Below are 24844 nucleotides of genomic sequence, written 5' to 3' on the forward strand. Positions count from 1 at the left end.
AAAGCTGCTTTTGCAGCTTTTTATTTATGTTTTATAGGTTCATTGTAAGTTTCACCTTTAGTATCTATTTTTATAGATTTAATAACAAATAATGTACCCTTACTTCCTAAATCTTCTATTTTATAAACTAAATCCATTCCATTTATTACTTTACCAAAACCAGCATATTTTCCATTAAGATGAGGAGCAGATTTAGTAATTATAAAAAATTGGCTACCTCCGCTGTTTTTAGATTGACTTCTAGCCATAGATAAAACACCCTCTGTATGTTTTAAATCATTCCTAAAATTGTTTTTATTAAATTCTCCTTCTATTGAATAACCTGGGCCACCCATACCTGATCCCTCAGGGCATCCTCCTTGAATAACAAAGTTTTTTACAATTCTATGAAAAGTTAAATTATCATAAAAGTTATTGTTTGCCAAATGAATAAAATTATTTACTGTATTTGGAGCAATATGAGGATAAAGTTCAGCTTCTATAACGCCTATATTTTCTACATCAATATAGGCTATAGGAAGTTCACTTGGAGCTTCCATTACTTCATTTTTAAATTCTTTTTTAGATCCACTAAAACATCTAAACATTTTAGAGAAAAAATTACTATCAGTACTCATTAAATCACCTTCCAAATTATTTATAGTTTAGATTATATCATACAAGATATAGTTGGTTTGAAATAAATAACAATAAATGCATAAAGAACAAATGTTTGGTTATAATTGAAATATAAATCGATTGAAGTGATAGGAGGAAAATAAAATGAATAGTGTTATATTAGTTGGAAGATTAACTAAAGATCCAGAGGTAAAATATGTAGGAGAAAAAATATACTTGTAACAAATTTTACATTAGCTGTTGATAGAAAATTAAAAAAGAAAGTAAAGGGCAAAAACGATTTTATAAGAATCGAAGCTTGGAAAGAAGCTGCAGACATATGTGCAAATAAAATTAAAAAAGGAAATTTAGTATCTGTAAAAGGAGAACTTAGAATAGACGAATATTTAGATAAGGAGGAAAATAGAAGATATAGCACTAAAATTACTACTTATAATGTTACTTTATTAGAACATAACAAAAAACAAATAAATGGAATTGACATATTTGAAGGTGAAAAAGTTAATATGGATGAAGCTATGCTTCCATTTTAGATAAAAAGACTACTTGATTTGTTATTGAAATTATAAAAATTTCATATAACAAATCAAGTAGTCTTTTGAGCTGTGAAAAAAATTTTTAAAAAAATAATAAGTATTTAATCATATAAATGATATAAGTTATATAATTATATTAAAAATAAACTAATTTAAATAAATAAAGGGAGATGGTATAATGAAAAGGTTAGATTTTATTTATGACAGAGTTAGCATAAGAAGTTATAAGGAAGATAAAGTTCCAAGAGAAGATATTATTGAGATTATTAAAGCAGGTACTTATGCACCTTCTGGAAAAAATCTTCAGAATTGGCACTTTGTAGTAGTAACAGATAAAGATAAAGTAAGAGAAATTGCTAACATTGTTGAAAAAAAGGGGGCTGATTTATCAGAAGGCATTCATGATAAAGAAGCTAGAGATTCATTTAGAAAAATGTTACCATATTATACTGTATTTAAAAATGCACCTATACTAATATTAGTTTATGGAAGTGATTATCCAAATGGTGAATATAATGTACTAGACTTAGTAGGTGCAAGTAAAGAAGAAAAGAAAAAAGCTTTATTTTCAGATCCTGGAATACAAAATATAGGTGCTGCTATGGAAAATATATTATTGGCAGCTAGTGCATTAGGTTATGGAACATGTTGGATGGCTGGACCGAACTTTGCTAGAGAAGAAATAAAAAGTTGTATTGGGTTTGAAAAAGAAGGGTTTGAATTGGTATGTATGACTCCACTAGGGGTACCAATTGATAAAAAACATCCAAGACCAAGTAGAAAGCCTATAGAAGAAGTACTTTCTTTTATAGATTAAAATAAATATAGACAAAAGATTAGGAGCGATAAGTATGAGCAATAGTTTAGATATATCATATTCATTTGGATATGTATACGATAAAAGCAAATTAATAGTAATGTACCCAGTTGGAGAAAATACCATACCTAAAGATGAGTATGAAATGGAAGTTGAAGTAGCTTTTTTAGAGGATGGTATAGAAAGAGCATTTGAAGAATCTGATATAATTGAGGCAAATGAAACTATAAAACCACTTGAAACATTTTTAATGAAGCCAAATAAAATTATTCCTTTTGTAAGTAGCATAAAAGATAGTGAAACTAAAGATGAATTAAATAATTTATTAAATGACTTTGATAAGGAATATGAAATAAAGCTAAACTATATAAAAAAAGGTTATGAGATTTGTGATATATATGAGGTATTTCAAAATGCAGTAAAGTATATACCGAAAGAAAACATAGAGAATTTAAATATTTTAAAAATAAATGAAAGTAACTTTGATATAGAGAATTTTATAAAAACAACAAGGGAGTCTTTGGATGATACTATAGATAAAGAATATATACCATCTATAATGAGAAAAAGCTCACTTACAGATAGACTTTTTGTAAAAGAGGAAAAACAAACATTAAATAAAGAGAATCTTAATAAAGAAGATATATTAAATACATTAGAAAATAATAGTTTATATGTTATTTTTGGAGTAGATTCAAGTTCGTATTCTCAAGGTATATTATGTGCAAATGGAGAAACTATAACAGAATTAGATTGTGATATGGGAGATTTAGAAATTTCTCAAGTTAGAGACTTTGGATATATAATAGAAAAAACTAACGGTGAGCTTTGTTTTAAGATAGCAAACTTTAACGATGAGGCAGCTAATAATCAAAAAATAGCTCAAGTAGTTGATTACAGTGGTATATTTAAAGTGATGATGATAAACTTTGTAAATAAGTTTGTAAAATAAGGCCTATTATATAGGTCTTATTTTACGCAATGGACTTATTAGATTTTAAAATAAACAAAGTAAGTGCTAATAAGTAAAAATTGGTAAACTTGCGATAATATAGTATATATGATAAAATTCAGATGTTAATTTAATCTTAATAAAGACAGGTGATAAAATGCTTAATGAAACGAAAGAATTATTAAAAAACTTCTATGGGTTAGACGATGAAATATTTAACTTATCAAATGAAGTTATGGAAGATATTAAAGGTAGATTTGAAGAAATAAAAGAAACAAGAGAATATAATCAGTATAAAGTTTTAAGAGCTATGCAAGAGTCTAATTTAAGTGACAATCACTTTAACTGGACGACTGGATACGGATATAACGATATAGGTCGTGAAAAAATTGAAGAAATATATTCAAAAGTTTTCAATACAGAAGATGCTATAGTAAGACCTATTATAGTTAATGGAACTCATGCATTAACACTTTGTGTACAAGGTATAGTAAGACCAGGAGATGAAATATTATCTGTAACTGGGAAACCATATGATACACTAGAGGGTGTAATAGGTATTAGAGAAGAAAAAGGATCTTTAAAGGAATTTGGAGTTACATATAATCAAGTAGACTTTTTAGAAAATGGAGAGGTTGACCTTGATGGAATAAAAGAAAAGATTAATGATAAAACAAAACTTGTTATGATTCAAAGATCAAAAGGATATTCATGGAGAAAATCTTTAACTATAGAAGATATAAAAGAAGTTATAGAAACTGTAAAAAGTGTTAAACCAGAAGTTATAGTAATGGTAGATAATTGCTATGGTGAATTTATAGAGACTAAAGAACCTACAGATGTAGGTGCAGATATAATGGCAGGATCACTTATAAAAAATCCAGGTGGAGGACTTGCTTTAACTGGAGGATATATAGTTGGTAAAAAAGAATTAGTAGAACTTATATCATATAGACTTACATCTCCTGGTATAGGAAAAGAGTGTGGACTTACATTTGGTACGAGTAGAACTGTTTTACAAGGATTCTTTATGGCTCCATATGTAGTTTCACAAGCTTTAATGGGGGCTATATTCTGTTCTAGAATGTTTGAAAAATTAGGTTATGATGTCCTACCAAAGTATGATGACCTAAGAAGTGATATAATCCAATGTGTAAGATTAAATAGTGCAGATGAGGTTGTAGCTTTCTGTCAAGGTGTTCAAGCAGCAGCTCCGGTTGATTCATTTGTTAAACCAGAGCCGTGGGCAATGCCAGGGTATGATAGTGAAGTTATAATGGCTGCAGGAGCATTTATTCAAGGTTCATCTATAGAATTAAGTGCAGATGCACCTATAAAGCCTCCATATAATGTTTATTTCCAAGGTGGATTAACATTTGATCACTCAAAAATGGGAACTTTAAAAGCATATCAATACATGAAAAAGAATAAATAAAAAAACCCTCAGAAATGAGGGTTTATTTTTTATAGTCTATTAATTTTCCTTCATATAAATCTTTATGTGCTATATTTAGGTTAAATTCTTTTGATAAAATACGTATAGCAGCTAATTCGTTGTTAGTAACTATAGAAACTGTATCACCTGTATTGTTTCCTCTACCAGTTCTACCACTTCTATGTATATATTCATTGTTACTAACAGGGAAATCTAAGTTAAAGACATGTGTTACATCTTTAATATCAAGTCCTCTAGCTGATAAATCAGAAGAAACTAACACTTTAGCTTTTCCTGTTCTGAATTTGTATAAAGCATTTTTTCTATCTTCTTTACTCATGCTACCGTATATACATACAGAATTTCTGTTATGGAAGTTTAGCTTATCGTTTATTATCTCTATGCTTTCTTCGTTATTTACAAATACTATAGATTTTTTTGGATTAAGAGCAGCTAAAGACTTTCTAAGATATTTGAATTTATCTCTTTTATCACAAGATAAATACATATGATTTATATTTTTATTAGCAGTTACTTTAGGTTCAGTTTTTATTATCTTAGGTTCTTTCATTATTTCACTTAAGATTTTTATGCACTTATCATTTGCACTAGCAGAAAATGCTAATAATTGTCTATCTCTAAGTGTGCATTTTATTATATCTTTAACTGTATTTACATTTTTAGATGAAAGAAGACTGTCTACTTCATCTAAAACGATTGTTTTTACATTATGAACTTTTAATTTCTTTTGTTTTACTAAATCAAGAATTCTACCTGAAGTACCAACCACTATATGAGGTTTTGTGCTTTTTATATTTTTAATTTGTTTTTGAATATTAACTTCTCCTATTAGAGGAAGTGTAGTTACTTCGATAGTTGAATTTTTAGCAAGTAACTTAACTTGGTCTATTATTTGCATAACTAACTCATGTGTTGGAGCTAAAACTATAACTTGAGTTTCTCTCTTTGAAGTATCTATTTTTTCAAATAGAGGAAGTAAATAAGCTAGTGTTTTTCCACTTCCAGTTTCTGATTGAATTATTAAATCTGTATGATTTTTTATATCATCATAAACTAGGGATTGAATTTTATTTAAATTGTTTATACCTTGAATTTGTAAGGCTTTAACTAGATTAGAATCTAAATTAATATCTTGAGGTTTATTCATTTTTTACTCCTTTTTTATATATTATGTTTAAATTAGATTTATAGTATAACACTAATTTAAACATAATTCAAAGTATTAATTAAAGGTAAATAAATTTGAATTAGTATATATAGTTGTAATATAATATAAACTATGAAAATCAAAAAGGAGCATAATATGATGAGCAACAAAGTTGAGGAAATTTTATTGAGATTAATTTTATGGAGAGAGGTTTTATATATACCTGCTTATACTTTAATGTATGATTATGCGAATAAATTTTTTTGGATAGTAGTTATAATAGATAGGATTATAAACTTAGCAATAATTGCAAAAAACATAGATATAGATGAATTGTTTGATAAACTTTTAACTTCGTATAAAGATAAGAAGTCTGAAAGTTTAACTAAATTAGGTATATTTACTATAATAACAACACCTATATTGTACATATTAACGCTTATAAATAATCAAAAACTATTTTTTATATTAATTATTTTAGAAAATTGCTGACTTTATAGTAATCAAAATATTAGATGATAACTTTAAAATAATCAAAAAAATAAATAATTAAATAAGAAAAGAAGCACAATAACATTAAATATTGAAATTATAGAGGTGAAATTGTGCGTAAAATAATAAAAATATTTGCTTTAGCTATAACTATTGTGTATTTATTTACAGGAAGTGCAAAAGCACTTAATTATTATGATTTATACTTTCAAAAAACAGATGATAAAATAATAAAAGGAAGTTATGAAGAATTAAATACAAATTTAAATTATGAGACAATTTATAATGTTAACTTAAACAAAGACGAACAAGACGCTATAAATTATGAAATAAAAACTAATATATTTAAAGGGATAAATATAAATAATAAAGATATCGAAAATAAATATAATGAAGGTTATGTAAAGGTAAGGCCTGTATATAGAGAAATAAAAGGCGATATTATAAAAGATTATAAAACTTGGAATGATAAAAAAGAAATAGTTATAAAAATGCCTATTGATATAGAATTTATAAAATAGGAAAGGGTATCTATGGTAGATACCCTTATTTTTATTTTTTATTAAATATGTCTATAAAAATATCTGTGTATCCATGAGCCTTTAGATTTTCAATCATTTCTTCTGCATAAACTCTATTATTAAATGAACCACAAACTACTCTATAGAAAACATTTGAATCTTCTACTGGAGGATTAGTTGGCTTTGTATTTGGGGAATTAGTTTCAATTTTAAACTCTACTCCTACATACTTACATATTCCTTTAGCAATAGCAAGTGCAAATTTATCTTGATCTTCTCTAAGCAACTTGGCATCAAGCTCATTATCTATAAAAGCGAGTTCAATTAAACAAGATCTCATATTACTTTTTCTTAAAACATAAAAGTTTGCAGTTTTTAAGCCTCTATTTTTAGTAAAAGCGTTAGTTTTTAGTATTTCTTCATGTATACAATTAGCTAAATCTTTAGTTTTATCAGTATAGCTAAAAGTTTCAATACCGCTAGCTGTTTTATTAAATGAATTACAATGTATTGAAACGTAGCAGTCAGCACCCCAATTATTAGCTGATGAAGTTCTTCCATCTAAAGAAAGTGTAGAATCATCAGTTCTGCTTAGCTTCACCTCAACATTTTGTTTTTTCAATAATGATTCAACTTTTTTTGCTACTGATAAGTTTATATTTTTTTCAAGTAAATTATTAATACCTACAGCACCACTATCTATACCACCATGGCCTGGATCTATAAAAATTTTTTTGCTCATAATTACCTCCTTGAAAGCACATTTGTACATAATGTACTAAAATATATTATGAAACACGATTAAATTTGGTTCGATTAAATAAATATATATTTTATTTATTAGGAAGAATTTTATAATTTAAAAAATCAGAATATATGTTTAAATTAAAAATTACTTGGGTAAATAGTAAATGCTAGCAAATTAATATTAAAAAATTGGAGGACGTTAAAATGAAAGCATTAGTAGATAAAGATATATGTATAGGATGTGGAGCATGTACAGGTATATGCCCAGAAGTATTTGATATGGATAATGATGGATTAGCAATAGCTATAAAAGAAGAATTAAAAAGTGAATTAGAAGATAGTGCGGTAGAGGCTCAAGATGGATGTCCTGTAAGTGCTATAATAATAGAATAATAATTTTTTGTAAAAAGGCTATCTTATAAAAGAGATAGCTTTTTTTAGTTTTAAAAGAAGTTCATATAATTGTATAAATATAGTTATAAAAATCGAAATATAGTATAATGGTGCCTATGCGAAAAAATGGAACAGATTGAATGGAGGACTTATATGAAAAAAATGAATTTAATAAAAAAATTTAATATATTTGTTCTAATAATGATATTTTGTGGTATTAATCTAGATTTAGCATATGCATATAATGACATGAGTTTTAAAAATATAACCATTGAGGATGGCCTTTCTCAATCGTCTATAAACACTTTATATCAAGATACAAATGGATATATGTGGATAGGTACTAATGATGGGCTTAATAGATATAATGGATATGATTTTAAGGTGTATTCATATAACGATAAGAATAAAAATAGCATAAGCAACAACTTTATAATAGATGTTACAGAAGATAATAATAGAAATATATGGGTAGGAACTGCAAACGGATTAAGTAAAATAAACTTAAAGAACGGAACTATAAATAATTATTTAGATGGATACAAAAATGGCAATTTATCACATTATAATATACTTGATGTCCTAGTAACTAAAGATAATCGCATTATAGTTGCAACATCAAATGGATTAAATTTATATGATAAAGAAAATAACAAGTTTAAAAGAATTTTAAGTAGTGAAAAGCAGTTAACAAGTCAAATTGTAAATTCATTGACAGAAGATGAATTTGGGAATATATGGATAGGAACTGATAGTGGATTAGATAAGTATGACACAAGTCTAAAAAATAGAATGGGTTTTTATAAAAATAAAGGAAACAACTCTATAAGTGAAAGTAGTATAAATAAAGTTTATTACGAGAAAGGTAATATATGGCTAGGAACAAGTAATTCAGGGTTAATAAAAATAAATGTATCAAACAACGAAATTACTAGATATAGCAATAATTCAGATAATAAAAATTCATTACCAGGAAATCATATAAATGATATTATGAAGGACAGCAGGGGGAATTTATGGATTTGCACAAACCAAGGCTTAGCTAAATACAATTATAAGACTAATAATTTTATTACATATTCAAATGAAATATATGATAAAACTAGTCTTATAGCTAATGACGTAATTAGTATAATTGAGGATAAAAGTGGGTTAATATGGTTAGGGACGTATGCAGGAATAAGTATGTTTGATCCAGATAATGAAATCAAACATTATAAAACTAATCCATCAGATGAAAATTCTATAAACAGCAATTTGATACAAGGTATATATGAAGATAATGAAGGTCTTTTATGGGTAGGAACAAACTCAAAGGGAATTAATATAATAGATAGAGAAAAAATATAGTGAGAAGAATAGATAAAGAACACAATGAGTTTACTTTAAGTGATTACTCTATAAATGATATAACTGGAAAAGATGACTATATATACATAGCAACTGACAATGGGTTAAACGTATTAAATAAGAAAACAAAAAAAGTTGAAAAATATTTTAAAGAAATAATATTGCAAATAATAATATTAAATCATTATTTTTAGATAAACGTGGATATTTATGGATAGGAACAATTGACGGAATTAATATGTTGAATACAAGTGACAATACTATCAAAGATTATACTTACTTACTGGAAAAAATTAATAAAAATGATACATACGTATCTTCTATATATGAGGATAAAAATGGGTACCTGTATATAGGGCTTTTTTTACAAGGCGGACTCATAAGATTAAATTTAGATACACATGAATATGAAGTTTATAAAGCTGATAAGAGTAAAGCTAGCAGCATAAGTAGTAATAGTATAAAAGATATAAAAGAAGATTCATATGGCAATGTATGGATAGGAACTAGATATGGGCTAAATAAATTCAATCCTAAAAATAAAACTTTTAAAGTTTACACAACTAAAGAGGGATTACCCAATAATACTGTGTATGGAATTTTGTTTGATAAAGAAAATAATCCATGGGTTAGCACTAACTTAGGAATAGCTAAATTAGATATAAAAAGTGATAAATTCCAGACATTAGGAGTCGCTGATGGATTGCAAAGTAATGAGTTCAACAGTAATGCATCTTATGAAAATAAAAACGGAGAGTTTTTCTTTGGGGGAATAAATGGATTAAATGTTTTTTATCCTGAAGATATAAAAAAATCAAACTTTGTTGGTCATGTAGAATTTGATGAATTTAATATAAATGGGAAAAATTACAAAGATATAAATGGGAAAAAATTTACTAGTTATGAGAATAATATAAGTATAAACTTTTTTTTAACTTCGTATAAAGATGTAAAAAACACAGTATTATTACAAGTTAGAGCATAAAAATAATCCCTTTAACTTGTATTCGAAAAAAAATAGTGATTGGAATATAACTCATGAGAATACTGTTGTTTTTAGTGATTTAGATGCTGGAGATTATACGTTTAAAGTGGTTGCGAGAAATGATAATGGAAATTTTAGCGAACAAAGTAGTATTAATTTTACTATAAAAAAACCTTGTTGGTTAAGTAATATAGCTTTATCTATATATGCTGTAATAATAATAATAATAATTTACATGAGTATAAATAGAATGAAAAAATTAGATAGGCTTGTTGAAAAAAGAACTTCTCAGCTTAAAAATGAAATGGAAAAAAATAATAATCTTTGAATAAAGTTATTGTATTAGAAAAAATAAAAACAATTATTTTGTAAATTTGTCACATGAATTAAGAACCCCTTTAAATGTAATAAATAGTACAAGACAACTTATAAGTGAACTTAATAAAAAGAAAGAAGGAATAAGCAAAGAAAAAATAAGTCATTACATGGATGTTATAGATAAAAACTCAAAAAGACTTTTAAATCTTATTAATAATATAATAGATAGCACAAAATTACAAAATGGTCAGTATATGGTTCAATTAGAAAAATATGATATAGTTTATATTGTAGAAGAGACTGTTTTAGGGCTTAGAGATTTTATAGAAAACAAAGGCATTGAGTTTATAATAGATCCTGAAATTGAAGAGAAAATAATAGAATGTGATAGATATGAAATTGAAAGATGCATAGTAAATTTAATTGGAAATGCAGTTAAATTTACACAAAAAGGTGGAAAGATAGAAATAAAAGTAAAAGATTTAAATGATAAAGTAATGATAAGTGTAAAAGATAATGGTATCGGAATTGAAAAATTCCATAAATCAATATTTAATAGATTTAATCAAGTTGTTGATGTTAATTCAGAGGTAAAAGGAGGAAGCGGTTTAGGCTTAACTATTACCAAGCAAATTATAGAACTACACCGTGGTACTATATATGTTGAAAGTGAAGTTGGCAAGGGTAGCGAATTTATTATAATTTTACCTGAAAAAGTTAAATAAAAAAGAACTCCACAGAGTTCTTTTTTATTTAATCTAGCTTGACTATTATATTAGTAAGCTGAGAAACCAAATCTTGCATTTGGACTAAATCATCATTTGAAAGCGTTGACAATTTAGTGAAAAGAGACTCCTTTAGTCTTCTTTTATGTTCAGCTGATATGTCCAAAGCTTTTTGTGTTAACGCTATTCTGACAATTCTTCTGTCATTAGGATCTTCAGTTCTATGAACTAGGTCGTCTTTTAAAAGTTTATCTATAATAGGCGTCATATTTGGCTTAGATATTTCTAAGTTAGAAGCTATGTCTGATATAGATGAAGACCCATTATTAAGTAAATAAAATATAACTTTAACATGTGATGGTGGAAGAGGCGAGCATTTAACCATTTTATCTTGATTAAACACTTTATTATTCAGTTGAATTAACAAGCTGAATAATGCATCAGATGTTTTAGTTAAATCTTTTTTATCCATATAAAATCTCCTTTAACCTGTAATTATATTACTATTATAAACTAAAATAAAATTTTATACAATTTAAAAAAGTTATTGACTTATAATAATTATAAAATATAATAATTATTAAAACATAACTATTAAAATCTAAAAGGGAGAAGTAGCAAAATGATTAAGTTAATTAAACATTTAAGAAACTCAGTCGGTTCTGTAGTACTTATAGTTGGACTGTTAACGATTCAAGCTATATGTGATTTATCATTACCTGATTACACATCTAATATAGTAAATGTTGGTATTCAGCAAAATGGTATTGAAAATGCAGTTCCAGAAGTTATAAGAGAGAGCGAACTAAATAATCTTACTATCTTTATGAGTGACAAAGACAAAAATGAAGTGATGAAATATTATGACTTACTTGATAAGGGTGAGTTTAAAGATATTAAGATTGATGAAAAGTATATAAGCTTAATACAAATGATAAAGAAGTAATAGATAAGTTAAACCCTATAATGTCAAAATCTATTATGATAGTATCTGGTATAGAAAAAAATAAGTCTCAAATTGTAAAACAAATGACACCACCTGGAGTTCCGGTTAACCCTAATATGGATATAATGGCTACTTTCAAGTCAATGCCTAAGGATTCTTTAAAGCAAATAGAATCTAAGTTTGATGAAAAAGTTGATAAAATGCCAGAAAGTATGGTAACTCAAGGTGCTATAGGATATGTAAAAGGTGAATACAAGGCAATCGGAATAGATGTAGATAAGCTTCAAACTAGCTACATATTCAAAACGGGTGCGATAATGTTAGGAGTAGCCCTAATAAGTATGATAGCTACAGTAGCAGTTGGATACTTAGGAGCTAGAGTAGCAGCAAAACTTGGTAGAAACTTAAGAAAAGATGTATTTCATAAAGTAATTTCATTCTCTAATAAAGAAATGGATGAATTCTCCACTGCATCTTTAATAACACGTAGTACAAATGATATACAACAAGTACAAATGTTAATGGTAATGTTACTTAGAATTGTATTTTATGCACCTATACTTGCTTTAGGTGGAGTTATAAAAGTACTAGGAACTGATACTTCTATGGCTTGGATAATAGGTGTTGCAGTTCTTGCGATAATATCTGTAGTATTAGTTTTATTTGCATTAGTTATGCCTAAGTTTAAATCCGTTCAAAAACTTGTTGATAAGGTAAACTTAGTAACTCGTGAAATGCTTACAGGAATGCTAGTAATAAGAGCATTTGGTACTGAAAAGCATGAAGAAAAAAGATTTGATAAGGCAAATACTGATTTAATGAAAACTAATTTATTTGTTAATAGAACGATGTCTATGATGATGCCAACTATGACTCTAATAATGAACTTAATTACTATATTAATAGTATGGAACGGTGCTCATCGTGTTGACTCAGGAAATATGCAAGTTGGAGATATGATGGCATTTATACAATATACTATGCAAATTATAATGGCATTCTTAATGATATCAATGGTATCTATGATATTGCCACGTGCTATAGTTTCTATGGACCGTATAGATGAAGTTATAAGTAAAGATGTAAATATAAAAGATAAGAAAAATACTAAAGAATTTGATGAAAATAAAAAAGGTATAGTTGAATTTAAGAATGTAAGTTTCAGATATCCTAATGCGGAAGAGGATGTTTTAAGAAATATAACATTTACTGCAAAACCAGGTCAAACTACAGCGTTTATAGGAAGTACAGGAGCAGGAAAATCAACTCTTATAAACTTAATACCTCGTTTCTATGACGTAACAGAAGGTGAGATATTAGTTGATGGAGTAGATGTAAAAGATGCTAGTCAACATAATTTAAGAGATAGAATTGGATATGTACCTCAAAAAGGAGTTTTATTCTCAGGGGACATAAACTCTAACTTAAGATATGGAAATCAAGATGCTACAGATGAAGACGTTAGAAAAGCAGCAGAGATAGCACAAGCTTTAGAGTTTATAGAAACTAAACCTGATAAGTTTGAAAGTGAAATTTCACAAGGTGGTACAAATGTTTCAGGAGGTCAAAAACAAAGACTTTCAATAGCTAGAGCAATAGCTAAAAACCCAGAAATCTATATATTTGACGACAGTTTCTCTGCTTTAGACCTAAAAACAGATGCAGCACTTAGAAAATCACTAAAAGAAGAAACTGGAGATTCTACAGTACTTATAGTAGCTCAAAGAATAAGTACAATATTAAATGCTGATCAAATAATAGTTTTAGACCAAGGTAGCATTGTAGGAATTGGAAAACACGAAGAACTTCTTAAAAATTGTGAAGTGTACAAAGAAATTGCCCAATCACAACTTTCAAAGGAGGAACTTGACAATGAGTAATAAAAAGCAATCTACTCCTAAAATGGGCGGACCTATGGGAGGAATGAGAGGAACAGAAAAAGCAAAAGATTTTAAAGGAACAATGAAAAATCTTTTTAATTATTTAAAACCTTATAGAATATCTATATTTATAGTAGTTATATTTGCAATAGGAAGTTCTGCATTCTCTATAGTAGGACCTAAGGTATTAGGTAAAGCTACTACTGAGATATTTGAAGGATTAGTTAGAAAAGTTAGTAATCAAGGAAACGCAGGAATAGATTTTGATTATATAGGTAAAGTTCTTTTAATTTTATTAGGACTATATGTAATAAGTGCGTTATTCTCGTTTGTTCAAGCATTTATAGTTTCTGGAATATCTCAAAAGGTTTCATATAAATTGAGAAAAGAAATTTCAGAAAAAATAAACCGTATGCCACTTAAGTATTTTGATAAAAGAACACATGGTGAAGTGTTATCAAGAATTACAAATGATATAGACACATTAAGTCAAAACTTAAATCAAATTATGACTCAAATTATTACTGCTGTTACAACCGTAATAGGAGTTCTTATAATGATGATATCTATAAGTTGGCAAATGACTATAGCTTCATTATTAATATTACCTGTATCTATGATAATAATAGGATTTATTGTTAAAAACTCACAAAGCCACTTTAAATCTCAACAAAAATATTTAGGGCATGTTAATGGTCAAGTTGAAGAAACTTATGGTGGACACAATATAGTTAAAGCATTCAATAGAGAAGATGCAGCTATAGCAGAGTTTAATGAATTAAATGATAAATTATATGAATCTGCATGGAAATCACAATTCCTATCTGGAATGATGATGCCAATGATGACTTTTATAGGTAACTTAGGTTATGTGTTAGTATCTATATTAGGTGGATACTTTACTATAAAGAAAACTATTCAAGTTGGGGATATACTTTCATTTATACAATATGTAAGAAGTTTTAACCAACCAATCGCTCAAACTGCACAAGTTGCAAATATAATGCAATCTATGGCAGCAGCAGCAGAAAGAGCTTTTGAATTTTTAGATGAAGAGGAAGAGATCCAAGTAAGTGATCATCCAGTTAGTGTTGAAAATATCAAAGGAGATGTTTCTTTTGACCATGTTAACTTTGGATATTCTGAGGATAAAATAATAATAAATGATTTTACAACAAATATAAAAGCAGGACAAAAAGTAGCAATAGTTGGGCCTACTGGGGCTGGTAAAACTACAGTTGTAAAATTATTAATGCGTTTTTATGATGTAAATAAAGGTGCTATATTAATAGATGGTAAAAATATAAATGATTTTAATAGAGCTGACCTACGTAGTTTATTTGGAATGGTTTTACAAGATACATGGTTATTTAATGGTAGTATAATGGAAAATATAAGATACTCTAAGCTTGATGCTACTGATGAAGAGGTTATAGAAGCGTCTAAAGCAGCTCATGTACATCACTTTGTAAAAACTCTTCCAGCAGGATATAGCATGGAGTTAAATGAAGAAGCTAGTAACGTATCTCAAGGTCAAAAGCAACTTTTAACTATAGCTCGTGCGATTTTAGCAGATCCTAAAATACTTATATTAGATGAAGCTACTAGTTCAGTTGATACTCGTACAGAAGTTTTAATACAAAAAGCTATGGAAAATCTTATGGAAGGTAGAACTAGCTTTATAATAGCTCATAGATTATCAACTATAAAAGATGCAGATTTAATACTAGTTATGAAAGATGGAGATATAATTGAGCAAGGAAATCATGAAGAATTATTAAAATCTGATGGATTCTATGCATCTTTATATAATAGTCAATTTGAAGATTGTGAATAAGTTTTCCAAATTGATTACAAACATATTGTAAAGTAATTACAATTGTGTTAAAATTAAGGTAACATTAGTAAATGTTAAATTTTTTTACAAGGTTTTAGGAGGATTCCAAAATGATGAATGGAATAGTTAAATGGTTCAATAATGAAAAAGGATTTGGATTTATATCAGTAGAAGGTGGAGATGACGTATTCGTACATTTCTCAGCTATACAAAGAGATGGATTCAAATCATTAGAAGAAGGTCAAGCAGTTAACTTTGAAATAGTTGAAGGAGCAAGAGGACCTCAAGCTGCTAACGTAACAATAGCAGAATAATTGAGTTTATAATATATAAAACACAATTAAGAAATTAAAACTAGAGAGTTTTCTCTAGTTTTTTTTATTGTGAGCGAGAGCTATGTAACAGATTTGTTACATATGCGTAATCAATTTGTTACAGGGATATGATAAAATATGTAAAATAGACAAGAAAAGATAAGAATAATTTGTATTTATGACAGAAGGAGAAATTTTATGTGTGGACACGTTTTTTTTATATAGTAAAAAAGGAAAGGTTGATGAAGCTTTATTAAGTGAATTAACTGAAAAGATTAATCATAGAGGTCCTGATGATACAGGGTTATTTGTGAAAGACAATGTAGGATTTGGATTTAAAAGACTTAGTATAATTGATTTATCTCATGGACATCAACCATTTAGCAAAAAAGAGAGTACTATAATATTTAACGGGGAAATATATAATCACGAAGAACTAAGAGATGAACTTATAGCTAAAGGACATGAATTTAAAACTGGATCAGATACAGAAGTATTACTTACTTCTTATTTACAATATGGTAAATCAGCTGTTAAAGATTTTAGAGGAATGTTTGCATTTGTAATTTATGATGAGAATACAAATACTATATTTGGGGCTAGAGACCATTTTGGAATAAAGCCATTATACTACACTGAAAATGATGAATATATAGCATTTTCATCAGAATATAAAGCTTTAATGCCAATAGTAAATGAAAAAAATGTAGATGATAAAAGTTTACAAAACTATTTATCATTCCAATATGTTCCAAGATATAAAACTATGATGGAAGGAATCAAAAAAGTGCCTAATGGAACTTGCTTTACAATTGAAGATAATCAAATAAGATTTGAAAAATATTTTGATCCTAGATTTCAATGATAAAGAAGTTACAAAAGAAGATATATATAATATATTAGAAGATTCTGTAAAGCATCATATGATATCTAATGTTGAAGTTGGAACATTCTTATCGGGAGGAATAGATTCAACTATAATTGCTGCACTAGCATCAAAAATAAATCCTAAAATAAAATCTTTTTCTGTAGGATTTGAAGTGGATGGATATAATGAATTAAGTGTTGCAAAGAAAAGTGCGGATGCATTAGGTATTGAAAATATACAAATAAGAGTAACTCAAGAAGATTATATAAAATCACTTCCTAAAGTTATATACAGCTTAGATGATCCATTAGCAGATCCATCATGTGTTGGAATTTATTTCTTATCAAAAGAAGCTAGAAAACATGTAACTGTAGTATTATCTGGCGAAGGAGCTGATGAGTTCTTTGCAGGCTACAATATATACAAAGAATATGAAGCGGTTAAGCCATTTTTAGGATTATCTAAAGGCTTAAATCAAACTTTAAATAAAATATTTACAAAAATGCCAGAACTAAGAGGTAAAAATTACTTAGTTAGAGCAACTACACCTTTAGAAAAAAGATATATAGGAAATGCTAAAATATTTGAAAATAATGAAGTAAAGAGTATAATAAATAAGTATGATGATAATAACACATATAGTAAAGTAGTTAGAGATTTATATAGAGATTGCAAAAGAAAAAGCTATGACTATATAACAACTATGCAAGATATAGACATAAATACATGGTTAGAAGGAGATATTTTATTAAAAGGTGATAAAATGTCAATGGCATCATCTATAGAACTTAGAGTGCCATTTTTAGATAAAGAAGTATTTGAGGTTGCTAGAAATTTAAGATTAGATCAAAAAATAAGCAATAAGAATACAAAAGTTTTACTAAGAGAAGCATTTAAAGATGTAGTACCTAAACATATGGTAGAAAAGAAAAAATTAGGATTCCCAACACCTATAAGAGTATGGTTAAAAGATGATTTAGGTAAATATGTAAGAAATATAATAACTCAATCAAAAACGGATGATATTATAAATAAAGAGTATGCTATAGGTTTACTAGATGAACATATAAAAGGAAGTAAAGATAACTCAAGAAAAGTTTGGACAATATTTGTATTCTGTTTATGGCACCAAATATTTATAGAAGGAAAAAATATAGATTCTTTATAAACGAAAGAAGGATGTAGATATGAAGAAGATATTAATAGTTGAAGATGAAGAAAATATATCGGATATACTATCTTATTCTCTAAGAAAAGAAGGTTATGAAATTAAAATAGCAGATACTGGAAAAGCTGCTATTGAACTTGTATCGAGTTTCAGGCCGAACTTAATTATATTAGATTTAATGCTCCCAGATATGAATGGTCTTGATATCTGTAAAAATGTAACAACTAATTTCTCTATACCTATAATAATGTTGACTGCGAAGTCAGACACTATAGATAAAGTTTTAGGCTTAGAATTAGGTGCGGATGATTATATAACTAAGCCATTTAATATAAGAGAAGTAGTTGCAAGAGTTAAGTCTATATTTAGAAGGATAAGCTTATTAGAAGATAATATTAAATCAGATATAGAAGTTGTTAAATTAGCAAATGGGTTAGAAATAAACAAAAAGAAATGAAAGTTAGATTAGATAATGAGATTATTCATTTAACAAGTAAAGAATACGAACTTCTTTTATATTTTGTGGAAAACATAAATACAGTGCTAAATAGAGCCCAATTACTAGATAATATATGGGGAATAGACTTTGAATGTGAAAGTAGAACTGTAGATACTCATATACAAAGGCTTAGAAAAAAACTAGGCGATTATAATTGTATAGAAACTGTAATTGGAGCAGGGTATAAGTTATCTGGACAAAAAATATAAATATGAAAAACTCCATAACAAACAAAATAATGCTATTTTTCTTGGTTATAATCTTTTTTGTTATATTTTCTATAGTTATTTATAGCAACTCAGTACTTAATAATGTAGTAGAATATTTAATTGATAATGAAATCAAAGATACAACTAAAAGTATTAATTTATATTTACATCAGTATTTTAGATTTAATAAAATGGAATTTAATAAAATTTCATTTGCATCAAAAAGTAGTGCAATTTCAAGAGATTTGACTTATAGATTAGATAAAACTGTTTATATTTATAATGATATAGGGGAATTAATATACCCAAGAACAGAAAAATATAAACAATTAAAAATAACTAAAGATATGGAAAATGCATTAAATGGAGAACTGTCGTATACAATCGAATATAAAGATAATAAGGCTTTAGTATATGTATCATATCCTATTTTTAGAGAAGATAAACTCATAGGTATGATAAGATTTGCAAATGATTATACACCTTTATTTAATAAAACTAAATTATTTATAAATAAAACATTGATTTTTTCTGTGATGATTTTTGCGGTAAGTATGATTATTGCATATATTATATCAAAGCAAATAACATCTCCAATAAAAAATTTAGCAAATAAAACTAAAGAAGTTACAGATGGGAACTTTGATGTAAAAATAGATATAAGTTCTAGTGATGAGTTAGGAATGCTTGCATCTGATTTTAATAATATGATTGAGACAATAAATACTCAGATAAAAACTATAGAAAGCGATAGAGATAATTTAAGAGAGTTATCAGAAAAACAAAAGAAATTTTTGATAATGTAACGCATGAGCTAAAAACTCCTATGACAACTATAATTGGATATAGTGAAATTATAAAAGATAACCAATTTACAGATGAAGAGTTTTTTAATAAAGGAATAAATAGAATTATATCTGAGGCTAATAGATTAAATAGAATGATTGTACAATTACTTGATATATCTAAAATAGTAATAAAAACTTTGATTATGAATTAAAAAAGATAGATCTATCTAAAATTATAATAAGTATGTGTGAAGATATGACTCATAAAGCTAAAAAGTATAATATGAGTATAAAAATAAATGTTGGAAAAAATATAAAAATAATTGCTAATGAAGATAAAATTAAAGAAATTATAATAAATTTACTTGATAATGCTATTAAATATGGAAAAGTTAACTCAGACATATTTGTAAATGCATATATAGAAGGTAAGTTTGCAAATATATCAGTTATAGATTCAGGAGAAGGTATTGAAGAGAAGGAACTTGAAAATATATTATCTCCTTTTTATAGAGTATCTAAAAGTGAAACTAGAGAATTAGGAAGTACTGGATTAGGACTTGCTATTGTCAAATCAATAGTTGATAGCTATAATGGGAAAATCGACATAAAAAGCGAGGTTAATAAAGGCACTGAGGTTTCTATAAAACTTCCTACAATAAGTTAAGGAGAACTATATAATGCTAAAGAATATAAAGCAAGATATAAAGAACATAATACTTTTACTTTTTATTGTAGGGATACTTTCGCTTATTGTATACGTAAGTGTATATGAAAATAAAGAATATAGCAAAAATGTAAAATTAGATGGAAAAACTTATGATTACAATGAAAGTAACTATAAAAATAAAAATGAAAGTATAAAACTAGACTCTGTTATACCTGTAAATGACTATATTCTAGATTTAGAATTCAATGAAGATAATTTACTTGCTATAAGTAATTATACAGACAAAAACAAAACTGGAATAAACATATATGAAATAAACCCTGATGATGAAAGCATTTTAAATGTAAAAACTTTAAATGATGGTGTTTTTACTATGTATAATATGGAGAGTATGTCTCCATCTAAGGAAATATTAACATATAGCACAGCGGAAAATGAAAAAAGTGATAAATATAAAAATTTAAAGAGTGTATTATATAACTTAAAAGACGACAGTTATATTACTTTACCGTACTATTTTGATTTATTAGGATGGGTGCCAGATAGCAGTGGTTTTTATGGTTATAAAAATAGTGAATTATTTTCATACGACATAAATGAAGAAAAAATTGTTAAAACTTATGAACTTAAGAAAAGTGATTATGTAAATAAAATTTTATTTTCTCAAGATGGAACAAAACTTTATATGCTAAATATAAATAAAAATAAAATTGATATATATGATTTGAAAAACAATTCAGTATCTAAAATTGATGCTATAAAATTTATATCTGACTTTGATGTTATAGACGATAAATATTTATTAATTGAAGGAACTAATGCAGATAAGAAAAATTTATATGTATATGACACTGAAAGCAAATCTAAAAAACTAATAAATGGAGTACATTTAGACGAAATGTATTTAAGCAAAGATAAAAGTAAACTAGTAACTGTATACTATACGGGTAATAATGAAAGTACGATAGATGTATATGATCTAGGTATATATAATGAGAATGTAGACTTATATAAACTTGGGTGCATTCCAATGATAAAAGGCATACCTTATATAGCCATAAGTGATAACAATAAGTTAGCATACTCTATAGAAGGTAATAAATTTGGTGACAGCGAAATATACACATATAGTATATCGAGTAAAAAATGACAACTCTTATGAGTTGTCATTTTTGCTATATTTCCATTACAATTAAGTAATAAATATTGATATAAAAAATAATAGGAGTAAAATAGTATTAAATTAAAGGAAGACAACAAATAGAATTTGCTTATATATTTAAGGAGAATAGAGTATGGAACATATAGAGACATTATTTACATTGGCTAGAGATAACTTTATTTTAGTTTTTATAATAGGGACATTTGCAAGTTTTTTAGAAAGTTTTATTCCTGCATTACCACTTATGGGGATAGTAGTTGCAAATAGTGTTATGATGGGATGGGTATTTGGACTTTTAGGTTCAGTATTAGGTTCTTGTACAGGTACATATTTACTATTTTTATTATCAAATAAATTTAGTCATATAAAAATATTTGAAAGAATAGAAAATAATAAAGTTGATAGGGCTATAAACTGGGTAAAACACCAGGGCTTTGCTACATTGTTTATTGCGTATTCTTGCCCATTTATACCTGGATGCTTGGTTACGATAGCTTGTGGGGTTTCAAATAAGAGTAGGGAAAGTTTTGTACCAGCCATGATAAGTGGTAGGATATTAATGTTTTTAATTGCAAGTTATATAGGTAATGATTTACTAGGATTTATACATAGTCCTATGAGAATTATATTTGTAGCAGCATTAACAATTATATCATTCTTAGTTGGAAGAAAAATAAATACAAGAATCGAAGCTAAGCATCATAATTAACATAAATTAAAAAATTCTCTAATAGTATACTATTAGAGAATTTTTAATTTTCTTTAAAATTATTTAAATAATAGGGGATTTTATGTTAAAAACAAACAAAGATAAAGTTGTAAAATGGTCAGTTCAAGGGAAAATACATCATCCACTAGCATTAAGTTATAGAGTAACTCATGAAGGAAAACCTGTTATACTGCCTTCGACAGGAGGAATTTCATATAATGTAAAGATAGGGGATTGCGTTTATGGTTTAGCTGGAGATCATGTTGAACCAGGAGTGTCTATCAGAAATGAAGATGTAAGAGAGAGCAATGCACTTATGACGTTTGCATGTATAGGAAATGAGGCTAAGGTTGTAAGTGGAGAAGCTAAAGGGGCAAAAGGATATGTTACAGGTATGCATGGTGGAATAGAGCACGTACTTATACATTTTGATGAGGAGACTTTGGAAAATTTAGCTATAGATGATAAAATTATGGTTAAAGCCTATGGACAAGGTTTAAAATTAGAAGATTTCGATGATATACATATAATGAGTATAGATCCAAATTTATTTGAAAAATTAGGAATAACAGAAAAAGATGGCAAAATACAAGTACCAGTTGTTGCAAAAGTGCCACCATACTTAATGGGGTCAGGTATAGGATCAAGTAGTGCTTATACTGGAGATTATGATATAATGACTGCTGACTTTGATGAAATAAAAAGACTTGGACTTGATAAATTGAAATTTGGAGACTTAGTTTTACTAGAAGACTGCGATAATACATATGGAAGGGGATATTTAAAAGGAGCAGTTAGCATAGGTGTAATTGTTCATAGTGATTGTGTAACGCTTGGTCATGGGCCAGGAGTTACGACTATAATGGTTAGCAAAACACCTATAATAGAAGCTATTATAGACGAAAATGCAAATATATCTAACTATATATAAATAAAAAATTAACTATTGAGTATTACTGTTTAATAATAATTTGATCGGGTATAAAAGAGTATAAGAAATTATGCTCTTTTATTTTGCATAATAATTTAATTAAAGAAGAAAATAAAATTGAAAGATAATTAGGAGGATATATATATGAAAGTTACATTTAGTGGAGCACCGTTAACATTAGAAGGGAATCAAGTTAAAGTAGGCGATGTAGCACCTGACTTTACAGTAGTAGGAAATGATTTAAGTCCTATAAAGTTTAGCGAAACAAAGGGAAAAAGAATATTAGTAGCAGTTCCATCAATAGATACTGCAGTATGTGATATAGAGGTTAGAAAGTTTAATCAAGAAGCTGCAAAATTAAATGATGTTAAAGTATTTACTATATCAATGGATTTACCATTTGCACAAGCTAGATGGTGCGGAAATGCAGGAATTGAAAATGTTGTTACTGCATCAGATTATAAGGATAGAGAATTCTCTAAAGCGTATGGTTTATATATAAAAGAATTAGGTCTTGTATCAAGAGCTGTTATAGTTGTAGATGAAGACAATAAAGTAGTATATACAGAGTACTTAGAAGAAATAACAAATGAACCTAACTATGAAAAAGCAATAGAAGCTGTTAAGTAATAATAATAAAAAGATGCCTCAAAAAAAGTTTTTGAGACATCTTTTTTATATTAAGAAGGAAAAAGAGTGTACTTTATCAAAGTATATATAATCTTTGTTTTTAATTGAAATATTAGGGGGGATATATTTGGTGGAAGAATTTGATATAAATGGAGCTTTGATAAAATTTCCTGAAGAAAAAGTAAGATATAATTCTATTAGAAAAGAATTTTTAAATCAAGCAACTGAGTATAAATGCAAATTGAAAAAAGAATTGTCTAAAAATTACACATCAAAAGATATAAATGAAGTTGGGCTAAAACTTTATGAAGAGTATATAGATAATTGTATAAAAAAAGGTGTAGAAATAGTTGTTAACTATGAAATTATAACTATTGACACTAACCTTTTTAAAAAGAACTATTGCCTAAAATATCTAACATACTCTAAAAAATCTAAAAACTTATCAAAAGATTATTTAATACAAAACAAAAATAAAAAAATAAGTTTGGCACAAAAATCAATGGAAGATAAAAAGTTAATAAATATATTAGCAGATAATTTATTTGAAGATTGCTTTAAAGTACATTATGCAGTAATTGATGCACTTTTAGATAATGGGGTAGACATAGTATCTAGTTATATAGAAGAAGAAAATATAATAAAATCTAATGCACTATTTAATAATTATAAAGATGGATTTATAGATAAAACTAATGAAAGTTATGTTATAAAACAAATAATTGCTCTAAACCCATATAGAAAAGATATATATGAGTTTTTTATAAAAGAAGATGGGGACTTTAATAGTGAAATAGAAAGACTAACTAAGTTTTTAGGTTATGATGTAAAAAATATAAAGAATATTTAATGGATAAATATGTAGAAAAGATAGAAGAGAATCATGGTTGCGATATAGAAATTGAAAAAGAAAAAATTGAAAAATATGCAAAATATATAGGATATGATAAAAAGGAAATTTATTGTGCTAGAGTAGAAGCATTGTATATTTATAAAAATGCATAAAAAAAAAGAGGCCTTTGAAAGTTAGTATGAGAACATAATTTATACTAACTTTTTAAGGAGCCTCTTTTTGTATATAGTTAGTTAAATTGACTTAGTTAAGATAAATTTTATTTATAGTGTAACTTTTTAAAAAGAATAATATACTAACTTAATAACTATATTTATATAAAG

The 24844-nt window shown here is 26.9% G+C and carries 33 protein-coding genes; 29 read left to right on the forward strand and 4 right to left on the reverse strand.

All coding sequences use genetic code 11. The annotated features are described in order from the left end of the window. Positions 1-20: 20 nt before the first annotated feature. A complete protein-coding gene (locus LEQ07_RS11460) occupies positions 21-539 on the reverse strand; it encodes a peptidylprolyl isomerase (protein ID WP_226896688.1) in 519 nt (172 codons plus the stop codon). A gap of 291 nt (positions 540-830) precedes the next feature. Here LEQ07_RS11460 and LEQ07_RS23065 point away from each other — a divergent pair, with 291 nt between their 5' ends. From LEQ07_RS23065 to LEQ07_RS11475, 4 genes are all read left to right on the forward strand, one after another. Continuing rightward, positions 831-1151 (forward strand): single-stranded DNA-binding protein, encoded by a 321-nt coding sequence (locus LEQ07_RS23065; RefSeq protein WP_442952424.1) that lies wholly within the window; start codon positions 831-833, stop codon positions 1149-1151. A 181-nt stretch (positions 1152-1332) separates the two neighbouring features. Beyond that, positions 1333-1971, forward strand: coding sequence for a nitroreductase family protein (locus tag LEQ07_RS11465; protein ID WP_263330742.1), 639 nt, complete (start codon positions 1333-1335; stop codon positions 1969-1971). Between the two features lie 34 nt (positions 1972-2005). Continuing rightward, positions 2006-2923 (forward strand): hypothetical protein, encoded by a 918-nt coding sequence (locus LEQ07_RS11470; RefSeq protein ID WP_263330743.1) that lies wholly within the window; start codon positions 2006-2008, stop codon positions 2921-2923. Between the two features lie 157 nt (positions 2924-3080). Beyond that, positions 3081-4358, forward strand: coding sequence for a methionine gamma-lyase family protein (locus LEQ07_RS11475; protein WP_142730189.1), 1278 nt, complete (start codon positions 3081-3083; stop codon positions 4356-4358). Between the two features lie 22 nt (positions 4359-4380). On the opposite strand, the gene LEQ07_RS11480 is transcribed toward LEQ07_RS11475, so the two are convergent. Continuing rightward, positions 4381-5526 (reverse strand): DEAD/DEAH box helicase, encoded by a 1146-nt coding sequence (locus tag LEQ07_RS11480; RefSeq protein ID WP_046822933.1) that lies wholly within the window; start codon positions 5524-5526, stop codon positions 4381-4383. Between the two features lie 156 nt (positions 5527-5682). On the opposite strand from LEQ07_RS11480, the gene LEQ07_RS11485 reads away from it, so the two are divergent. Then, entirely contained in the window at positions 5683-6018 is a 336-nt protein-coding gene (locus tag LEQ07_RS11485) for a hypothetical protein (RefSeq protein ID WP_263330744.1), read from the forward strand. 113 nt (positions 6019-6131) lie between these two features. Next, positions 6132-6539, forward strand: a complete 408-nt coding sequence (locus LEQ07_RS11490) for a hypothetical protein (protein WP_046822935.1) — start codon at positions 6132-6134, stop codon at positions 6537-6539. Positions 6540-6570: 31 nt separating this feature from the next. Here the strand turns inward: LEQ07_RS11490 and LEQ07_RS11495 are convergent, their stop codons facing one another. After that, entirely contained in the window at positions 6571-7281 is a 711-nt protein-coding gene (locus LEQ07_RS11495) for an N-acetylmuramoyl-L-alanine amidase (protein ID WP_263330745.1), read from the reverse strand. Positions 7282-7490: 209 nt separating this feature from the next. On the opposite strand from LEQ07_RS11495, the gene LEQ07_RS11500 reads away from it, so the two are divergent. From LEQ07_RS11500 to LEQ07_RS11525, 6 genes are all read left to right on the forward strand, one after another. Continuing rightward, positions 7491-7679 carry a ferredoxin gene (locus LEQ07_RS11500; protein ID WP_046822376.1) on the forward strand — a complete coding sequence of 63 codons (189 nt, stop codon included), beginning with the start codon at positions 7491-7493 and terminating at the stop codon, positions 7677-7679. 153 nt (positions 7680-7832) lie between these two features. Next, the gene (locus tag LEQ07_RS11505; RefSeq protein ID WP_263330746.1) at positions 7833-9029 is read left to right on the forward strand and encodes a ligand-binding sensor domain-containing protein; all 1197 of its coding nucleotides are present in this window, start codon (positions 7833-7835) and stop codon (positions 9027-9029) included. Then, a complete protein-coding gene (locus tag LEQ07_RS11510) occupies positions 9029-9223 on the forward strand; it encodes a hypothetical protein (protein WP_263330747.1) in 195 nt (64 codons plus the stop codon). The genes LEQ07_RS11505 and LEQ07_RS11510 overlap by 1 nt, the downstream gene beginning before the upstream one ends. Beyond that, positions 9205-10014, forward strand: coding sequence for a two-component regulator propeller domain-containing protein (locus tag LEQ07_RS11515; RefSeq protein ID WP_263330760.1), 810 nt, complete (start codon positions 9205-9207; stop codon positions 10012-10014). The genes LEQ07_RS11510 and LEQ07_RS11515 overlap by 19 nt, the downstream gene beginning before the upstream one ends. Positions 10015-10030: 16 nt before the next feature. Further along, a complete protein-coding gene (locus LEQ07_RS11520) occupies positions 10031-10342 on the forward strand; it encodes a triple tyrosine motif-containing protein (RefSeq protein WP_263330748.1) in 312 nt (103 codons plus the stop codon). Between the two features lie 46 nt (positions 10343-10388). Further along, positions 10389-11057 carry a sensor histidine kinase gene (locus LEQ07_RS11525; protein ID WP_263330749.1) on the forward strand — a complete coding sequence of 223 codons (669 nt, stop codon included), beginning with the start codon at positions 10389-10391 and terminating at the stop codon, positions 11055-11057. A gap of 28 nt (positions 11058-11085) precedes the next feature. On the opposite strand, the gene LEQ07_RS11530 is transcribed toward LEQ07_RS11525, so the two are convergent. Further along, positions 11086-11529: a MarR family winged helix-turn-helix transcriptional regulator gene (locus LEQ07_RS11530; RefSeq protein ID WP_046822375.1), complete on the reverse strand. Its 444-nt coding sequence runs from the start codon at positions 11527-11529 to the stop codon at positions 11086-11088. Positions 11530-11679: 150 nt separating this feature from the next. Here LEQ07_RS11530 and LEQ07_RS21495 point away from each other — a divergent pair, with 150 nt between their 5' ends. From LEQ07_RS21495 to LEQ07_RS11605, 17 genes are all read left to right on the forward strand, one after another. Further along, on the forward strand, positions 11680-12003 hold the full coding sequence (locus tag LEQ07_RS21495; RefSeq protein WP_332843133.1) for a hypothetical protein: 324 nt from the start codon (positions 11680-11682) through the stop codon (positions 12001-12003). Between the two features lie 20 nt (positions 12004-12023). Then, positions 12024-13883, forward strand: a complete 1860-nt coding sequence (locus LEQ07_RS11535) for an ABC transporter ATP-binding protein (protein WP_332843134.1) — start codon at positions 12024-12026, stop codon at positions 13881-13883. Continuing rightward, positions 13876-15720: an ABC transporter ATP-binding protein gene (locus LEQ07_RS11540; protein ID WP_263330750.1), complete on the forward strand. Its 1845-nt coding sequence runs from the start codon at positions 13876-13878 to the stop codon at positions 15718-15720. Before LEQ07_RS11535 ends, LEQ07_RS11540 begins: the two co-directional genes overlap by 8 nt. A 110-nt stretch (positions 15721-15830) precedes the next feature. Next, a complete protein-coding gene (gene cspD / locus LEQ07_RS11545; RefSeq protein WP_046822939.1) occupies positions 15831-16034 on the forward strand; it encodes a cold-shock protein CspD in 204 nt (67 codons plus the stop codon). Positions 16035-16236: 202 nt separating this feature from the next. After that, complete coding sequence (locus tag LEQ07_RS11550) at positions 16237-16899, forward strand: asparagine synthetase B family protein (protein ID WP_263330751.1); 663 nt, start codon at positions 16237-16239, stop codon at positions 16897-16899. Then, complete coding sequence (locus tag LEQ07_RS11555; RefSeq protein ID WP_263330752.1) at positions 16880-18070, forward strand: asparagine synthetase B family protein; 1191 nt, start codon at positions 16880-16882, stop codon at positions 18068-18070. Before LEQ07_RS11550 ends, LEQ07_RS11555 begins: the two co-directional genes overlap by 20 nt. Positions 18071-18089: 19 nt before the next feature. Further along, positions 18090-18527, forward strand: a complete 438-nt coding sequence (locus LEQ07_RS20155) for a response regulator transcription factor (protein WP_317852074.1) — start codon at positions 18090-18092, stop codon at positions 18525-18527. Continuing rightward, a complete protein-coding gene (locus LEQ07_RS20160) occupies positions 18524-18778 on the forward strand; it encodes a winged helix-turn-helix domain-containing protein (protein WP_317852075.1) in 255 nt (84 codons plus the stop codon). The genes LEQ07_RS20155 and LEQ07_RS20160 overlap by 4 nt, the downstream gene beginning before the upstream one ends. Positions 18779-18969: 191 nt before the next feature. Further along, positions 18970-19584 (forward strand): HAMP domain-containing protein, encoded by a 615-nt coding sequence (locus LEQ07_RS11565; RefSeq protein ID WP_263330753.1) that lies wholly within the window; start codon positions 18970-18972, stop codon positions 19582-19584. Positions 19585-19604: 20 nt separating this feature from the next. Next, a complete protein-coding gene (locus tag LEQ07_RS11570; RefSeq protein WP_263330754.1) occupies positions 19605-19778 on the forward strand; it encodes a histidine kinase dimerization/phospho-acceptor domain-containing protein in 174 nt (57 codons plus the stop codon). A gap of 32 nt (positions 19779-19810) precedes the next feature. Further along, entirely contained in the window at positions 19811-20233 is a 423-nt protein-coding gene (locus LEQ07_RS11575; RefSeq protein ID WP_263330755.1) for a sensor histidine kinase, read from the forward strand. A gap of 13 nt (positions 20234-20246) precedes the next feature. Further along, complete coding sequence (locus LEQ07_RS11580) at positions 20247-21386, forward strand: hypothetical protein (protein ID WP_046822943.1); 1140 nt, start codon at positions 20247-20249, stop codon at positions 21384-21386. 145 nt (positions 21387-21531) lie between these two features. Continuing rightward, positions 21532-22107, forward strand: a complete 576-nt coding sequence (locus LEQ07_RS11585; protein ID WP_046822944.1) for a TVP38/TMEM64 family protein — start codon at positions 21532-21534, stop codon at positions 22105-22107. 82 nt (positions 22108-22189) lie between these two features. Beyond that, entirely contained in the window at positions 22190-23038 is an 849-nt protein-coding gene (locus tag LEQ07_RS11590) for a DUF4438 domain-containing protein (protein ID WP_263330756.1), read from the forward strand. 144 nt (positions 23039-23182) lie between these two features. After that, complete coding sequence (gene tpx / locus LEQ07_RS11595; RefSeq protein WP_021432625.1) at positions 23183-23668, forward strand: thiol peroxidase; 486 nt, start codon at positions 23183-23185, stop codon at positions 23666-23668. 127 nt (positions 23669-23795) lie between these two features. Further along, the gene (locus LEQ07_RS11600) at positions 23796-24518 is read left to right on the forward strand and encodes a kinase (RefSeq protein ID WP_263330757.1); all 723 of its coding nucleotides are present in this window, start codon (positions 23796-23798) and stop codon (positions 24516-24518) included. Beyond that, a complete protein-coding gene (locus tag LEQ07_RS11605; protein WP_263330758.1) occupies positions 24518-24673 on the forward strand; it encodes a hypothetical protein in 156 nt (51 codons plus the stop codon). The genes LEQ07_RS11600 and LEQ07_RS11605 overlap by 1 nt, the downstream gene beginning before the upstream one ends. The last annotated feature ends 171 nt before the right edge of the window (positions 24674-24844 follow it).

The organism is Paraclostridium sp. AKS73 (assembly GCF_025671395.1).
Taxonomy (GTDB): domain Bacteria; phylum Bacillota; class Clostridia; order Peptostreptococcales; family Peptostreptococcaceae; genus Paraclostridium; species Paraclostridium benzoelyticum.

Coding starts and splice junctions, on each gene's coding strand:
- LEQ07_RS11580 (WP_046822943.1), top strand. CDS start 20,247: ATGCTAAAGAATATAAAGCAAGATATAAAGAACATAATACTTTTACTT.
- LEQ07_RS11565 (WP_263330753.1), top strand. CDS start 18,970: ATGGAATTTAATAAAATTTCATTTGCATCAAAAAGTAGTGCAATTTCA.
- LEQ07_RS11535 (WP_332843134.1), top strand. CDS start 12,024: ATGTCAAAATCTATTATGATAGTATCTGGTATAGAAAAAAATAAGTCT.
- LEQ07_RS11500 (WP_046822376.1), top strand. CDS start 7,491: ATGAAAGCATTAGTAGATAAAGATATATGTATAGGATGTGGAGCATGT.
- LEQ07_RS11480 (WP_046822933.1), bottom strand. CDS start 5,526: ATGAATAAACCTCAAGATATTAATTTAGATTCTAATCTAGTTAAAGCC.
- LEQ07_RS20155 (WP_317852074.1), top strand. CDS start 18,090: ATGAAGAAGATATTAATAGTTGAAGATGAAGAAAATATATCGGATATA.
- LEQ07_RS11495 (WP_263330745.1), bottom strand. CDS start 7,281: ATGAGCAAAAAAATTTTTATAGATCCAGGCCATGGTGGTATAGATAGT.
- LEQ07_RS11475 (WP_142730189.1), top strand. CDS start 3,081: ATGCTTAATGAAACGAAAGAATTATTAAAAAACTTCTATGGGTTAGAC.
- LEQ07_RS11530 (WP_046822375.1), bottom strand. CDS start 11,529: ATGGATAAAAAAGATTTAACTAAAACATCTGATGCATTATTCAGCTTG.
- LEQ07_RS11465 (WP_263330742.1), top strand. CDS start 1,333: ATGAAAAGGTTAGATTTTATTTATGACAGAGTTAGCATAAGAAGTTAT.
- LEQ07_RS11470 (WP_263330743.1), top strand. CDS start 2,006: ATGAGCAATAGTTTAGATATATCATATTCATTTGGATATGTATACGAT.
- LEQ07_RS11540 (WP_263330750.1), top strand. CDS start 13,876: ATGAGTAATAAAAAGCAATCTACTCCTAAAATGGGCGGACCTATGGGA.
- LEQ07_RS11505 (WP_263330746.1), top strand. CDS start 7,833: ATGAAAAAAATGAATTTAATAAAAAAATTTAATATATTTGTTCTAATA.
- LEQ07_RS11570 (WP_263330754.1), top strand. CDS start 19,605: ATGACAACTATAATTGGATATAGTGAAATTATAAAAGATAACCAATTT.
- LEQ07_RS11460 (WP_226896688.1), bottom strand. CDS start 539: ATGGAAGCTCCAAGTGAACTTCCTATAGCCTATATTGATGTAGAAAAT.
- LEQ07_RS11575 (WP_263330755.1), top strand. CDS start 19,811: ATGTGTGAAGATATGACTCATAAAGCTAAAAAGTATAATATGAGTATA.
- LEQ07_RS11585 (WP_046822944.1), top strand. CDS start 21,532: ATGGAACATATAGAGACATTATTTACATTGGCTAGAGATAACTTTATT.
- cspD (WP_046822939.1), top strand. CDS start 15,831: ATGATGAATGGAATAGTTAAATGGTTCAATAATGAAAAAGGATTTGGA.
- LEQ07_RS11485 (WP_263330744.1), top strand. CDS start 5,683: ATGATGAGCAACAAAGTTGAGGAAATTTTATTGAGATTAATTTTATGG.
- LEQ07_RS20160 (WP_317852075.1), top strand. CDS start 18,524: ATGAAAGTTAGATTAGATAATGAGATTATTCATTTAACAAGTAAAGAA.
- LEQ07_RS11590 (WP_263330756.1), top strand. CDS start 22,190: ATGTTAAAAACAAACAAAGATAAAGTTGTAAAATGGTCAGTTCAAGGG.
- LEQ07_RS21495 (WP_332843133.1), top strand. CDS start 11,680: ATGATTAAGTTAATTAAACATTTAAGAAACTCAGTCGGTTCTGTAGTA.
- tpx (WP_021432625.1), top strand. CDS start 23,183: ATGAAAGTTACATTTAGTGGAGCACCGTTAACATTAGAAGGGAATCAA.
- LEQ07_RS11605 (WP_263330758.1), top strand. CDS start 24,518: ATGGATAAATATGTAGAAAAGATAGAAGAGAATCATGGTTGCGATATA.